The 14184-nt window shown below is 34.0% G+C and carries 18 protein-coding genes; 4 read left to right on the top strand and 14 right to left on the bottom strand.

All coding sequences use genetic code 11. The features are described from left to right. The first annotated feature begins 12 nt into the window (after window positions 1–12). Window positions 13–1236: a peptidase U32 family protein gene (locus ACYQ0H_RS09360; RefSeq protein WP_459812590.1), complete on the top strand. Its 1224-nt coding sequence runs from the start codon at window positions 13–15 to the stop codon at window positions 1234–1236. A gap of 49 nt (window positions 1237–1285) precedes the next feature. Here ACYQ0H_RS09360 and ACYQ0H_RS09365 read toward each other — a convergent pair whose 3' ends face one another. The 12 genes from ACYQ0H_RS09365 to ACYQ0H_RS09420 all read right to left on the bottom strand — a co-directional run bounded on the left by ACYQ0H_RS09365 (window position 1286) and on the right by ACYQ0H_RS09420 (window position 8804). Then, complete coding sequence (locus ACYQ0H_RS09365; protein WP_459812591.1) at window positions 1286–2263, bottom strand: tyrosine-type recombinase/integrase; 978 nt, start codon at window positions 2261–2263, stop codon at window positions 1286–1288. A 100-nt stretch (window positions 2264–2363) separates the two neighbouring features. After that, a complete protein-coding gene (locus ACYQ0H_RS09370) occupies window positions 2364–2558 on the bottom strand; it encodes a hypothetical protein (protein WP_459812592.1) in 195 nt (64 codons plus the stop codon). 75 nt (window positions 2559–2633) lie between these two features. Further along, a complete protein-coding gene (locus ACYQ0H_RS09375) occupies window positions 2634–2822 on the bottom strand; it encodes a hypothetical protein (RefSeq protein WP_459812593.1) in 189 nt (62 codons plus the stop codon). A gap of 452 nt (window positions 2823–3274) precedes the next feature. Continuing rightward, entirely contained in the window at window positions 3275–3658 is a 384-nt protein-coding gene (locus ACYQ0H_RS09380) for a hypothetical protein (RefSeq protein WP_459812594.1), read from the bottom strand. Window positions 3659–3808: 150 nt separating this feature from the next. After that, window positions 3809–4765, bottom strand: coding sequence for a replication initiation factor domain-containing protein (locus ACYQ0H_RS09385; RefSeq protein ID WP_459812595.1), 957 nt, complete (start codon window positions 4763–4765; stop codon window positions 3809–3811). Between the two features lie 9 nt (window positions 4766–4774). Beyond that, the gene (locus ACYQ0H_RS09390; RefSeq protein WP_459812596.1) at window positions 4775–5662 is read right to left on the bottom strand and encodes a zonular occludens toxin domain-containing protein; all 888 of its coding nucleotides are present in this window, start codon (window positions 5660–5662) and stop codon (window positions 4775–4777) included. A gap of 104 nt (window positions 5663–5766) precedes the next feature. Further along, complete coding sequence (locus ACYQ0H_RS09395; RefSeq protein ID WP_459812597.1) at window positions 5767–6021, bottom strand: hypothetical protein; 255 nt, start codon at window positions 6019–6021, stop codon at window positions 5767–5769. A gap of 14 nt (window positions 6022–6035) precedes the next feature. After that, window positions 6036–7784: a hypothetical protein gene (locus tag ACYQ0H_RS09400; RefSeq protein ID WP_459812598.1), complete on the bottom strand. Its 1749-nt coding sequence runs from the start codon at window positions 7782–7784 to the stop codon at window positions 6036–6038. Between the two features lie 73 nt (window positions 7785–7857). Next, window positions 7858–8046, bottom strand: a complete 189-nt coding sequence (locus ACYQ0H_RS09405) for a hypothetical protein (protein ID WP_459812599.1) — start codon at window positions 8044–8046, stop codon at window positions 7858–7860. Between the two features lie 56 nt (window positions 8047–8102). Continuing rightward, window positions 8103–8318, bottom strand: coding sequence for a hypothetical protein (locus ACYQ0H_RS09410; protein WP_459812600.1), 216 nt, complete (start codon window positions 8316–8318; stop codon window positions 8103–8105). After that, window positions 8296–8490 (bottom strand): hypothetical protein, encoded by a 195-nt coding sequence (locus ACYQ0H_RS09415; RefSeq protein WP_459812601.1) that lies wholly within the window; start codon window positions 8488–8490, stop codon window positions 8296–8298. The genes ACYQ0H_RS09410 and ACYQ0H_RS09415 overlap by 23 nt, the downstream gene beginning before the upstream one ends. 11 nt (window positions 8491–8501) lie before the next feature. Further along, on the bottom strand, window positions 8502–8804 hold the full coding sequence (locus ACYQ0H_RS09420; RefSeq protein WP_459812602.1) for a hypothetical protein: 303 nt from the start codon (window positions 8802–8804) through the stop codon (window positions 8502–8504). Between the two features lie 184 nt (window positions 8805–8988). On the opposite strand from ACYQ0H_RS09420, the gene ACYQ0H_RS09425 reads away from it, so the two are divergent. From ACYQ0H_RS09425 to ACYQ0H_RS09435, 3 genes are read left to right on the top strand one after another with little or no spacing between them, the layout of a single operon-like run. Continuing rightward, window positions 8989–9294: a helix-turn-helix domain-containing protein gene (locus tag ACYQ0H_RS09425; protein WP_459812603.1), complete on the top strand. Its 306-nt coding sequence runs from the start codon at window positions 8989–8991 to the stop codon at window positions 9292–9294. A 38-nt stretch (window positions 9295–9332) separates the two neighbouring features. After that, window positions 9333–9857, top strand: coding sequence for an ImmA/IrrE family metallo-endopeptidase (locus tag ACYQ0H_RS09430; protein ID WP_459812604.1), 525 nt, complete (start codon window positions 9333–9335; stop codon window positions 9855–9857). 4 nt (window positions 9858–9861) lie between these two features. After that, window positions 9862–10131 carry a hypothetical protein gene (locus tag ACYQ0H_RS09435; protein WP_459812605.1) on the top strand — a complete coding sequence of 90 codons (270 nt, stop codon included), beginning with the start codon at window positions 9862–9864 and terminating at the stop codon, window positions 10129–10131. A gap of 738 nt (window positions 10132–10869) precedes the next feature. On the opposite strand, the gene ACYQ0H_RS09440 is transcribed toward ACYQ0H_RS09435, so the two are convergent. Next, complete coding sequence (locus ACYQ0H_RS09440) at window positions 10870–13269, bottom strand: endonuclease MutS2 (protein WP_459812606.1); 2400 nt, start codon at window positions 13267–13269, stop codon at window positions 10870–10872. A 12-nt stretch (window positions 13270–13281) separates the two neighbouring features. Next, window positions 13282–14034 (bottom strand): DNA repair protein RecO, encoded by a 753-nt coding sequence (gene recO, locus ACYQ0H_RS09445; protein ID WP_459812607.1) that lies wholly within the window; start codon window positions 14032–14034, stop codon window positions 13282–13284. Window positions 14035–14184: the final 150 nt, after the last annotated feature.

A 14184-nucleotide genomic window follows, 5' to 3' on the forward strand; every position in this document is an offset into this window, starting at 1 on the left:
GGAAACTTACTGATGTCTGAATCCGGGTTACTGGAAATTCTTTCGCCTGTCGGAGATATGGAACGCTTATATGCCGCTTTGGATTTCGGAGCCGACGCTGTTTACCTCGGCGGAAAAATGTTCGGAATGAGAGCGGCTTCCGCAAATTTTGATTTTGATACGTTACAAAAAGCAGCCGAGGAAACCCATAAGCGCGGCAAACGCTTATATTTGACCTGCAATACGCTTCCTCATAATAATGAGATCAAGAATTTTGAACGGTTTGCAAAAGAAGCTGCTGAATCAGGCGTTGATGCCTTGATTGCAAACGATATAGGAGTTTTTTCTCTTATAAAGAGATTTATTCCTGATATGGAAATTCATATTTCTACACAGGCCGGCATTGTTAATTATGTTACCGCAAATGAATTTTATAATATGGGTGCTAAAAGGGTAGTGCTTGCCAGAGAGCTATCTCTCGAAGAAATTGCAGAGATTAGAGCAAAAACACCTAAAGATCTGGAAATAGAGGTTTTTGTACACGGAGCTATGTGCGTAAGCTTTTCGGGAAGATGTTTGCTTTCCCAGTATTTGATAAATCGTGACGCGAATCGCGGTGAATGTGCTCAGCCATGCAGATGGGGATATCATCTTATGGAGGAAAAGCGTCCTAACGAATTCTATCCTGTTTTTGAAGATGAAAAAGGCACATATATACTTAATGCAAAAGACCTTTGCATGATTGATCACATTGATAAGCTTGCCGAGGCCGGCGTGGACAGCTTTAAAATTGAAGGGCGTGCAAAATCGTCATACTATGTGTCGGTTATAACCAATGCCTATCGTATGGCTATGGATATTTACAAACAAGCTTCTGACAAATTTGAACTGCCTGAATGGATTCATGATGAGGTATTTAAAGTTAGCCACAGAGCTTACTGCACAGGATTTTTCTTCGGTCATCCTAAAGACTGCCAGTATTACGAAAACAGCGGCTATATACGGAATTATGATGTTGTTGCAGTAATCGACGAATGCAGGAACGGCAGGATATATGCTCAGCAAAGAAATAAATTCAACAGAGGAGATATACTGGAAGTATTGGCACCAGGAAGTAAGCCGGTTAAGATCACTGCCGAAACTATCTTTAATGAGAAAGATGAAGAGGTGGAATCGGCTAATCATGCTATGATGAAATTTTCCGTTCCATGCAGCAAAGTTTTTCCTAAAAACTCAATCTTAAGAATCAAAAAATAAATAAACGACCGGCAGACGAAAGTAACTTAGATTCGTTTGCCGGTCGTTTTTACTTTTTAATTTTAGATAATCTGTCTGCTATAGGGTTGTTTTCAGCTGCTTTTCGTAAATTATCATCAGCTAAATGCGTATATATTTCTGTTGTTGCTATGCTTTTATGACCTAAAATATCCCTTAAAACCAAAGTATCTACGTTACCGTGCTGATACATTATTGTTGCAGCTGTATGACGCAGCTTATGAGTAGTTATTCCAAGATTACCAAGCCCGGAACGTTTTAGACTTTCTTCAACTATCTGCTGAACACGGCGTTTAGATATCCTTGTTTTATTTGCCGATAGAAACATAGCGCTGCTGTCAACAGGGGGACGGACTCTCAAATAATCATCTATGGCGTCAATGCATAAATCATTCAGAAAAACAATTCGTTCTTTGCTTCCTTTTCCAAATAATCTAAGAGAACGATTATCCTTACTGAAATCGTTTAGATTAAGTCCGACAAGCTCACTCAACCGCATACCGCAGTTTAAAAAAAGCAGAATTATACAATAATCTCGCTCTTTAAATTTTGAATCAATATTTTGAAGCAAAGATAGGCTTTCTTCAAGCGAAAGATATTTAGGAAGCTTATTTTTTACTCTTGGAAGTTCTAGATCAATCAGGGGATTTTCGTCAATAAGCTTAGCTTTCTTGTGAAGATAAGTATAGAACTGCTTTAATGCTGATGTTTTTCTTGCGCGCGAAGCTGTTGAATTTCCGCGCTCATCTTTAAGAAACCTTAAATACTGATAGGCGTCATTCAGTGTAAAAGATTTGATAATAGTGAGCGGAATATCTTTGATTTTAATTTCGTGCCAGTCAGAATTTACATCAGCTAAATTATTTTTCAGCTTCAAGTATCGCAGAAAGGTACGCAGATCGATATAATAAGCTTCTTCAGTTCTATCTGCACGGTCTTTTACAACTTTTAGGTTGACTAAAAAGCTTTCAAGGTAATCCGGGCAATCTTCTAAGTATTCTTTTTTCATATTGCTTACACTCCTGTAGTTATCGCTTCTCTATTGCACTAAATTTTTATTTAGTGCAACTTACTGTATGATTTTAGTATATCATTTTTTTATAAAGATGTCAACAGAAATTTGCAGAATCTATAAAATCCTTAGCTTCTTCAAGTGTTTCAAAAAAATCTTCATAATAATCACAATCTTCAAAGCGTTCAAAAAAATAATAATTTGGTTTTTCTTCAGCAGAAATTTTTGAAATATTGAAATCTGTAGAACCATTATCATAAAATTTTTGAATAACTTTAAAATATATTTTCATAATATATCAATCCTTCCGCCCGTTTAGCCGTTAGCCCAGCTTATGTATTTCATTTAATAAGAGTGTTAAAAAGTTTCAATTTCTACGAATCCATGCACGTGCTTCGAGTATACATTCAGCTTTGGTATCGCAAAGTGTAACTATAGTTTGACCACAATAGTCAGCACGCCAAAAAGTACGCATACCATAACTATTTGCTTTAGGATGATAAGGATTATATTCTTCACATTTCAGAAACTCAACATCCTTAAATTTAACTTTCATAATATTTTCTCCTTTAACTTTTCATTGACAAATTACTCAAATTATGATACAATGTAAGCACAAGAACAGTGAGAGTTGCTCACAGTGCTTAATTGTATCGCTTATGTAGTCGGTTATCTTTAGAGGGTTAGCCGACTACATTTTATTGCTCGTTTTTAAGCCTTGCAATTTCAGCTTGTAGCCGCTCGTTTTCACGGATTAGAATTTCTATCCTATCAATAAGACTGGCTATCAGTTCAAAAGTTAAGTTTACTACAACGCTTGAAACAGAAATACTTGAAGCGGTTAAAATTCAAGCTATAAAAGAAAAGACAAGTGTTGCAAAAATTATTGAAAAACTACTAAAAGAATATCTAAAGAAGCAGGACAATTAATGTCCTGTTTTTTATTGTGCATATTATACAAAAAAGTGAACTGAAGCAAGAATGACGTTTTGTGCAATATGCCAAAAACTATAAATCTCGGTTAAAGTCACAAAAATTAATTTGCTTGATTATACCACCATATTTTTGTTGATATCCAGTTGCTTCAGCAAGTGTAAAAAAGCCTGCATATCTATCATACTTAGCAATATAAACATAATAACATTTATTTTCAAGAGATACAATTTTAGTACGTTTAAATTTAAATATATGATTAATTTGACAGTGTTCAAAAAAATCACAAGCTAAAACAGGCTTTAAATTAGATTTTTTGTCAAACTTTTTACAACGTTTTTCACAAACAGTAATAAGACTTTTATTAAAAGCGTAAGGACAATGACGTATAGCACAAGCACGGCAAAGGCAATTGTAGCACTTCCCTACTCGTATATCGTTTATAGTGTTTTTATTCATAATTTCCCCTTTTCCTTCATTGCAAGATAAGCTTTATATATTTTCATTTTATGAGATTCTTCATAAGTTTGGAAAATATTATAAGTAATAAAAAAACGAGTTTCCAAAAAATCGATAAACTCAAGACTAACCATAAAAACAACCCCCAATCTAAAATGGAATGCCTAACCCATTTTCAAAGCAATCATCATAATATTTATCCAAAGCAACATCGTATTTAGAATTATGCTTAACATTCCGTTGTTTTATCATTTCCAAAAATTTGTCAATACCAAAAGCATTAAGTACACAATCAATAGCATTGCCAGCTTGATTTACAACATATCCTGCAACATTAGTAATGTTAATATCAACTTTTTTCTTATCATAGAGCCGTATTTTTTCACAGTTATTTACAAATTTAAGCCACCAATGACATATCTCGTCATTATAAATCCTGCCATCCGTACGAATAACAAAACGAAGATAATTATTCAAAACGCCAGAAAAAACAGAACCGATATTATAATCTTCCATGTAATACATAAAAGCAAAGTTATAAGCACGCTCATCACGCAATTGCATTTCAAAGCGTATCCAATGACTACATTCTTCTTCAACTTTTTGCTCCGCCGCCTTATTATATATCCTAAACATAATTGCAGATTTAGGAGAACCAAAATAAATAGTCTTAGAATTAGAATGAAACTCTTTATTTAATCTCGCTGAACGAAAGCAAGAAACATAATTATGCAAAGACGTTTCTTTTTCGATTAAATCAATATCTAAAAGTCCTTCAAAGTCATCATAAGCAACATCAAGACGAGCAATATTAAAAAGGTCACCGCCCTCTATAATGTCACAAAACAAATCATTAAAATTACTTTTGCAAAAATTTTCAAAAGTTCTGCAACCCTGTCCAGTCATTTCGACCCAAACGTCACTACGACCTGAGCCAACAGATATAGATATGCCCTCATAATAATAGCGTATTTTATAACCATGATAACCATTAAGACGTACAAAATCCAAACCACTAGCACCAAGCAAACGTAAAATATAATTTATATCATTTTTTTTATATGTAAATGAAAGCCAGTCAAAAGATATAGTATTTTTATCATACATAATAACAACCTACTTTTTAGTTTTAGAAGATAAAATATAAGAATTATTTACAATATTACCATTTTCCAATCTTTCGGAAACAGGTTTAAAACCATTTTTTGAAAGAGTAAGAACCTTTTCATAAGTATCGTAAGCATTTCGCAATTCCTCAGTGTGAACAAAAAAATATGTTTTAATCTTACGAAGCTTTTCGATAGTGCCATCCTGACGAACAAGCGGTTTATAAGCCCTTACAATTGTAAGACAGCCTAAAACGGTTATTGGTTTATAAAGTACTCTAACCTGTTCTCTTATAGGCTTAGCAACCCTAGCAAATACCTGAGAAGTAGCAATTATACATTTTGTCTGCTTGCGAAGCTGACAAATCTCCTGAAGCATTTCTGGAGGAAAATTTCGAGAATCAGAGGAATTAAACCAGTTTTGAATTTCATCAATAAAAAACATAACACCCAAACGGTCATTGCACTCGGAAACAATAGTGCGCCAATCCTCAATTTTTCCATTTTGAAAATTTATATCAATATTAGAAAATATCTTACAGCTAGGATATTTTAACTGCATACGCATAGCCATTTCAACGGCGGCAATACTCTTGCCACTTCCCTGCTCTCCCGCAAACAAATGCAATCCATCAAGTGGGAAATCATCAGGGTTACGGCTATACATATCTTTAACAAAGCGCACAGGAAAATCAACAAATATTTTTTTAAGAATAAAAGTGTCTTTGTATGTGCTTGGAGTTTCACGCTTTTTCATGCGAAAGCCTTTAAAATGATAAACTATAAAAGTAATACCAATTATAAGGAGAATAGGTACAATAACAATACCAATTATTTTAATACACCAAAAACAAGCATTAATTATCATTTTTACAATGACGCTAAACAAATTAAACATTTTTTGCACTCCTTTTGTAATAGTACCCCCCTGTTAGACAGAGGGGGTTTATAACTTACAAGCAACCGAACGCACCATTGTGCGTTCGGATTGCTTGTAAGTTTTTAATTGCCCATTGACGGAATAAAAGATTTAATACGGATGACAAGCGAAAAACCAAAACGAAAAACCAAAAACAAAAGATATAAATTAAAAATCTTTATCAACCCAGGAATCGGAAGAACATATCCAACATTTTGAGATAAAACAGTAATACCATGCATAACGCTTTCAGGAAAATTAACAACAAAATCAGGCAAAAGACCAATTATAAGTTTTGCAATAAAAATAAAAGGCGTTAAAATTAATTCAGTAATCATATATATCCCCCTTTCTAAAGCGGTCGAATTTCCCTAGATTCGGACAAAGCCAAAGACGTAGAATTTTCAGAAACCTCTATATTCGAACCGCCGATAATAGACGGAATCGAAACAATGATTTTCTTTGCAAACTTAAACCACGCAATAGCCAAAATAACGGAATGAACAATATCCCTATAATTGTCAAAAGCAGAAAAATCAATAAAATTACATTTTTTACCGAATAACGTAAATTCCCAAACAGGTGCTTCGGCATTTCCAGATAAATTGTCTATAAGAGTTTCAAAAAAAAGCTTTATTTCTCCGACAACGCCAAACTTATTGTACAAACTCTTCTTAAAATCAGATAAATATGTATTGAAAAAGCTAGAACCAGGGACAAAAAGCCATGAAAGCAAGCGGCGAATATCAACAACCAAATTATAAAGAGCAACGCCTATATTCTGTATTATAACCCACAAGCAAGCACCAAGCCATTCAAACATGCCCAAAATGCCAAAAAATATAAACTTAAGAACTGCCCAAAACCAGATAAAAACGTCAAGTAAATTGCCTACTAAAAATAAAAAAATAGTTTTAATTACTACCCAAACATTTTTTAAAACATCGAGAACGGCATCTAAACCGCCGACTTCCACAAAATCCATATTCCGAAACATATCAAAATTAACATAATCAGCTATGTCAGGAAACTCATCTTTTATATAGTCAAATATCGTAGGGAAACTTATATAATCTTTACGAGTGCTAAAAAGACCACTATCTTTATCTTTGATAGTATCGGCTAAGGTGTTAGGTTCAAGAGAACAGCTGAAATAATCCACCTTATCCGAATTTACGTCTTTAACCTTTATAGTATAATAAATCATTTCAGCTTTCTTAAAATTTTCCTTATCCTGAACCTTGTCATAAAAATCTTGTAAATCTAACTCATAATAAACACTTTTTGTAGACACAGTTTCACCATTCATACCTGCGATAATACTATCTATAGCGTCACCCCCAGCAATCCCCAAATCATCATTATCCCCACCCCCAACATCTTCAGATTCACCGTCATAATAATACGTTCTATGTTCTTTTTTTAAAGCAGGATAGTCAATAGGATTATCTCCGTTTTCACCAGCACAAGCCATTAATTCGACTTCATAGCTTCCCTCCTGCAAAAATTCAACATTATACTTAATAAGCGAACCGTCAGCGGTTACGGAAGCATTATATTTAGAAATAGAAGATTCGCCAGAATCAATTAATGTACCATTATTATAAATATCTATATTGCCAGTTTGATATATGACCAAATTAGATAAGCTAGTATTATTAACACCATCGTATAAATAAAATCCATAATCAATTTCTGAAATACCAGTATCATAATATCCGCTACCACCATTAATCATAGCGGAATCATTAGATATAGTATAAGTATAATTAGTAATAAAAAAAAGATTAGATAAACCATCAGATTTAAAAATTAATGCATTATCAGTAAAGTCAAGTCTAGTAACATTATTTGTAAACAAATAATAAGTAATAGAATACCAATTTTCGGCATTTGTATTAAAATGACCGGCTACAATATAATGTTTATCAGAACCATTCCAACCTGGAAATCTGTCATTCATAACTTCAACAAATTCATCATTAAGTTTATTATAGTATCCGTCTTGTAACGTTGTATCAACAGCACTAACGCTAAAACTTGCAAAAACTCCAGTACAAACAAATATAAGCATTGTTAAAAAACAAATTATTTTTTTCAAAAAATCACCCACCCAAAATATTTTTGTCCACCCTAAAAAAACAGAGGGGGAAATTAAATCCCCCTCAAGAAAATTAAGCACCTCTGAGCGTCGAGTATATAAAGCTTATACCCTTACGGAATGCAATACAAGCAACAGTTACGGGGAGAATTGACGGAGCAACCGCAACAATCTCATTAAGTACAGCCGTAAAGTCAACGCCTGTTATTGCACCCTGCAAATAAGTGCCACCCTCAGCGAGAGCATGAACAACACCTGTCATATTTTTTTGTTATCTCCTTTCAAAAATTTTTATATATTTTAAACGGCTTATTATATCTATACACCGTCAAAATAAAACTTGTTTAAAACATACCACAATGCCAAAACAGCAATTATAAAAAGTCCTACACCAACTATATATTTTATTCCGCTATCAATGGACGTAAGAGTTGCATTTATTTCATCTAGTTTACTGCAAACTTCAGTAAAATCAGCTGAAGAAGAACTGTCAACTATGCTTGATACAGTATCAGCTACACTTGAAGCGTCCATTTAAAACATCACCGCCGATTTTCTTTAAGTCATGATTTTCTGCACGAAGCTTTTCAATTTCTTTACGATAGCGTTTGCTTTCAATCTTATCAAAAATGATAATCAATATAAGGAATGCAACTGTTATCCACAAACCGTATGCCTGACCGAGGGAAACAACAGTATCATACATTTAAGCACCCCCTAAAATACGACCATATCAAGTTTTTTCTTGTCATCGAAATAACAGTTTACCTCAGAGCCGAGATAATCGCCAAAATCCTCAATGCTTTTGATTGTATCGCCGAAAACATTTGAAAGATTTTCAAAGGCACATTTTGCAATTGTCGTTACCTGTCCTACTCCGACAACAGTTCTGTCCGCCTGACTAACGTATTCGACATCTCTTAAAAGAGTTAATTCGAGATTATCATATTCGAGAGTTTGACCTTTACTGTCCTCAAATACTCCGCTCTTGTGTACTGCTCCGATTAATATACCTTTCATGATATTACTCCTTTTCTGCGGTTTAGGTTTTCCGCTTACCTTATATTAGTCAATATTGTTCCGTTTTGGAACAATTTAAGTATAACACACAATTTTTAAAAAGTCTATAGACAATTGTTCCAAAATAGAACAGACAAATTTGTACAAATGTGCTAAAATAGAAAATAAGAAGGACGGTGAATAAATGTTTTGTGATAATTTAAAAAAAGCTAGAAAAAATTGTAATATGTCACAAGAAGAAGTTGCAGAATTATTAAATACGTCTAGAAGTAATATTTCTAAATATGAAATCGGAACATTAGAGCCAAGCATAAATACATTAAAAAAAATGTGTGAAATTTACAAAATAAGCGCTGACGAATTATTAGAAAACAATATAGAAGAAATACATATAGCAGCAAGAAGTTACAATCAAGATGTACCAGAGAAAACAATTAAAGCTGATATAAGCAGTCTAAAAAAAGCCAAGGATTCAACAGACGAATATTAAAAATAAAACCTCAAACAATATGTTTGAGGTGAAAATAATTGAATTATGGCATATATAAAGAAGCAAGAAACGCAAGTTGGCATTGTCTAATTGAATGTAAAATAGATTCACTGCCCGTTCAGCTGAATATAATCTGCAAGCACTTCAATGTTAAAATCCTGAAAAACTCTGACGTCGAAGAAGCTTTTAAACTTAACGATGAACGAGGAAAGGTAATAATATCAAACAATGAAGCTTACATTATAGTTGATGATAGCAAGCCAATATCAGTACAGCGATACACGATAGCACACGAGTTAGGACACATATTAATCGGACAAGGTGCAAGCGAATATCAAGCAGAACGCTTTGCAATAGGAGTATTAGCACCTGCATGTGTGCTATGGGCGTTAGAAGCTTATGAACCGATAGAGATAGCAAAGATATGCAACATTTCAATGCAATCAGCGAGTATAAGAGCGGAACGCATGAAAGTGCTATTGAAAAGAAACAAGTTTTTAACCAGCAATTTGGAAAGACAAGTATTTGAACAATTCAAAGATTTTATCGATAGGAGTAAATGACATAATGGAAGCGTTAGGAATCACGACAATAATATTAATCACATTAGCAATATTACCGTACATTGCAATAATAGGTACATGGAATCAAGTAGGTAAGCTTAATAAAACAGTAAATAATATTGACAAAAACATTACTACTGCAATAAATAAAATAATAACACAAAATGATGAAATGATAAGACTTATGAAAGGAAACAACAATATATTATTAAACAATAAGTCAGCCAACAAAACAGACACAGAACAGCCGACAATGGAAGAAATACATTTATAAGTCCCGAAGATTTACTTTCGGGACTATTTTTTATGTAATTCTATTTTATACACTCGACAAAAAATATTAATATATATGATTAGACTGTATGCTTTATTTCCTCTCGGTTTCTACCTTGTGTAAGCCTTATTTTACCGCTTGCGCGGTTAATTTTCAGACACAGTAAAACGCATTGAAAATATTGAAATTGTTGAAAAGCTTGGAACTATTCCAACACTTCCAACACCGAATTAGACAGGGGCGCAAGCTTGTGTTCCTAGTGCAATGCGCCCCTGCCTAATTCAGAATTGAAAGTATTGAAAACGTTCTGGCTTTCCAACATTCCAACATTTCCAACACATTTTACTGAGCCAGAAAATTATGATGAAGCGTTATGTTATCTTGCAAAAATACGATTTTTGTTTTTTGTTTTTTTAATACACGTACGATGCGGAAATAAAGCATACAGTCTAATCAGATATTTAAATTTAGGAAAAAGAGATATAAAAGACATAAAAAAAGACCGAGAAATTTAATTCCCAGTCTTTTAAAACAACTATTATTGTAGTAAAATATTGTAAAAGCTTTTAAGTCAACTCTTATTTAATGCAACTATACGTCAAAATTACCCTGTTAATTTATTGCTTTTAAATATGTACAATTTTTATTTAGTGCAACTTACTGTATTATAATTATATCACTTTCCGATTGGTTTGTCAATAAAAAAACGACAGTTTTATTCTGCCGTTTTATTTTTATTTACTTTAATTCAACTACTGTTACTCCGTCTTCGCCTTCACCATATACACCTTTTCTTGATGACTTTACATGAGGATGTCTTTTCAGATGATTACGAACTGCATTTTTTAAAACCCCTGTTCCTTTGCCGTGAATAATAGTTACAATACTTATGCCAGACATAACCGCGTTGTCAAGAAAATCATCCACTTCGTATAAACCGTCGTCAACTGCGTATCCTCTTATATCTAACTCAGACTGAACCTTTCTGGTCATTCTGCTCTCTACGCCAGTTGATGAAACATAAGAGTTAGATTTATTTTTTTTCTTGTTACCTTCCTTAGACGTATTGCTTTTTTCAATAAGCCTAAGCTTTGATATATCTATTTTAGTTTTCATAACTCCTACCTGAACAAAGCATATTCCTTTATTGTCCGGCGGAGAGACAAGTATTCCCTTGCGGTTTGTATCAGTAATTAATACGCTGTCTCCTTTTTTCAGCGGTCTTGGCAGTACATAATGCTCATTTTTGTTTTCTGATACAGGGTTTGCTTCCAAATAAAGCTTATTTATAGCGGTTTTATGAAGCTGTCTTGCACTTCTTACCATATCGGAAAAATCAGATTTATCCTTATCCTTTTTGATTTTTTCCAGCTCATCAAGCAATCTCTGAGATTGACGCTGAACGCTGCTTACAATTTCCGCAGAAACTTTCCTGGCTTTTTCAAGCTCTTCCTCTTTTTCGTTGTATAAGCGTTCACGTTCCTCTTGAAGCTGACCCTTTAATTTCTCACATTCCTTTTTGTATTGTTCAACTGCCCTGTTATTTTCCTCAAGACGACTTCGTGTTCTTTCGAGATTATCAATTATAGTTTCAAATTTCCTGTTTTCCGAGGTTATGAGTGACTGAGCATAATCGATTATTTCTTTAGGCATTCCCAGACGTTCAGATATAGCAAACGCATTTGATTTGCCAGGAGTGCCTATTATCAGCCTGTAAGTAGGCTTTAATGTTTCCACATTGAATTCACATGACGCATTTTCCACTTCAGGAGTATTCAATGCATACATTTTAAGCTCCTGATAATGAGTCGTCGTAATAGTCGTAGAGCGATTACTTTTTAAATCTTCTATAATAGCAACAGCTAAAGCAGCGCCTTCTACCGGATCGGTGCCTGACCCCAGTTCATCTAGAAGCACAAGGCTTTTTTCATCTGCTTTTTCAAGTATTTCTACAACTCGGTTCATATGCGAAGAAAAAGTAGAAAGGCTCTGCTCTATGGACTGCTGATCGCCTATATCTACAAGTATATTTTTATAAATTGATATTTTGCTTCCGTCAGATACCGGTATCAGTAAACCGCACATTGTCATCAAGGTCAGAAGCCCTACAGTCTTTAAAACTACAGTTTTTCCTCCCGTATTAGGCCCTGTTATGATAAGCGTTCCGTATTCTTCCCCTATTGAAAAATTGATTGGAACTACATCATCGGCATTGATAAGAGGGTGTCTGGCTTTATTTAAAACTATTATATTTTTATCATTTAATTCAGGCGCACAGGCTTTCATTGCGGCAGCCAGATTAGCTTTTGCAAAGTACAGATTAAGCTCGGCAGCAGCATTATATCCTGAAATAAGCTGATCCTTTATCTGAGCACACTCAGCGGAAAATTCTGAAAGGATCCTATGGATCTCGTCCTGTTCTTTTCCTTTAAGTATTCTTATATCATTATTTGCTTCAACAACAGACATAGGCTCAATAAACAGCGTTGAACCTGTTGCGGACGTATCATGTACAAGACCGTTTACCTGTCCCTTATGCTCGCTTTTTACAGGAAGTACAAATCTTCCGTCCCGTATAGTTACAATTGAATCCTGAAGATATTTATTTACACTCGAAGATTTTATCATTTTATCGAGAGTTTCTCTTATCCTTATTCCGGAATTGGCGATCTTTCTTCTTATAGACAACAGCTCTGTACTTGCGTCGTCAGCCAGTTCATTTTCATCTATAATCGCCTTATCAAGTCTTTCTTCTAAATATTTATTTGGAAAAAGACATTCAAACAGATGATCCAGTTCATTTTCATTGTCTTCGATATTTTTATACCAGCCAGAAAGAATATTTACCTGCGCTAAAACTCGTTTGATATCAAGCAGTTCTTTTAACGACAAAACTGCACCGGCGTCTGCACGTTTTAAAGCGGCGGAAATATCTTTCATTCCGTAAAATACAGGAGTGCCGTATTTTACAGACAAATCAAAGGCACATACAGTTTTATTTATTTCACGCTGAACAGTATACAGATCATCAGACGGAACAATGCTAAGAGCCATTTCTCTGGTTTTTTCATTTGAGCAATAATCCGCCAGCATTTCCAGTATTTTATGTAGCTCCAGCGTTTCGTAATTTTTATTCAAGGTTTTCACCGCCTATAAAAGTTTATAAAATCTTAAAGTTTCAAAATCATTTGTAAAATAATAGCCTGTAAACTTTTCTGTAAAATCAGAAAGCTTTTTAAGATAAGTTTCACTGATTTTAAAATTAAATAGTTTACTGTAATCTGTAAGGGCTATATATCTGACTATATAAAGCAGGGTTTTGTCAAGTTTATAATCGTAAATACTGTCCGGATTACGGCAGCATTTTTCACATTCAAGCAAACCTGACCTGAAATTAAAATGCATTGCTTCAGTTTCATATATAAAACAATGATTGCATCCGATAAGATACGGTCTGAAACCAAGCTCACATAAAAGCCTGAATTCAAAGATAGATTTTAGCAGATCTGGTTCTCTTGTTCCCTTATCAAGAAAATAAAATGTGTTAAGTGTCAGTTTTAATATTTCGCTGCAATCGTTATTCTCGATCCTTGAATAGCACAGCAGATCGGTGAAATAACAGGCAAGAGATGTTTTTTTTACGTCAAGCCTAAGCTCATAGAAAATATTTATTGATTCTGCACTGTTTAAAAAATAATTGACATGACCACGCGCATCCTTTTTTTCCTCTGTACAAAACAGGGAATATGAAAATACCTGCGTCGCAGATGATGATTTCTGACTCTTCATTCCGCCCCTTACAAAAATATCTATAATACCGTTATCAGCACACAGAACCGTTATAGATTTGCTTGATTCTCCCCTGCCCTTTTCCCGTATGACAAGCCCTTTAAAGGTTTTCATTGAATTGTCCCTCTTCGGATTTCTTATATTTCAGGTAATCTTCTATTTTGCCGCTTTTGCAGAATTCTTCCCACAGGCTCATATATAACAGCTCCTTTATATTTGAAACTATATATATTGTTTGCACATATCTTAAAAGATATAATCGGT

Source organism: Hominimerdicola intestinalis, assembly GCF_054655215.1.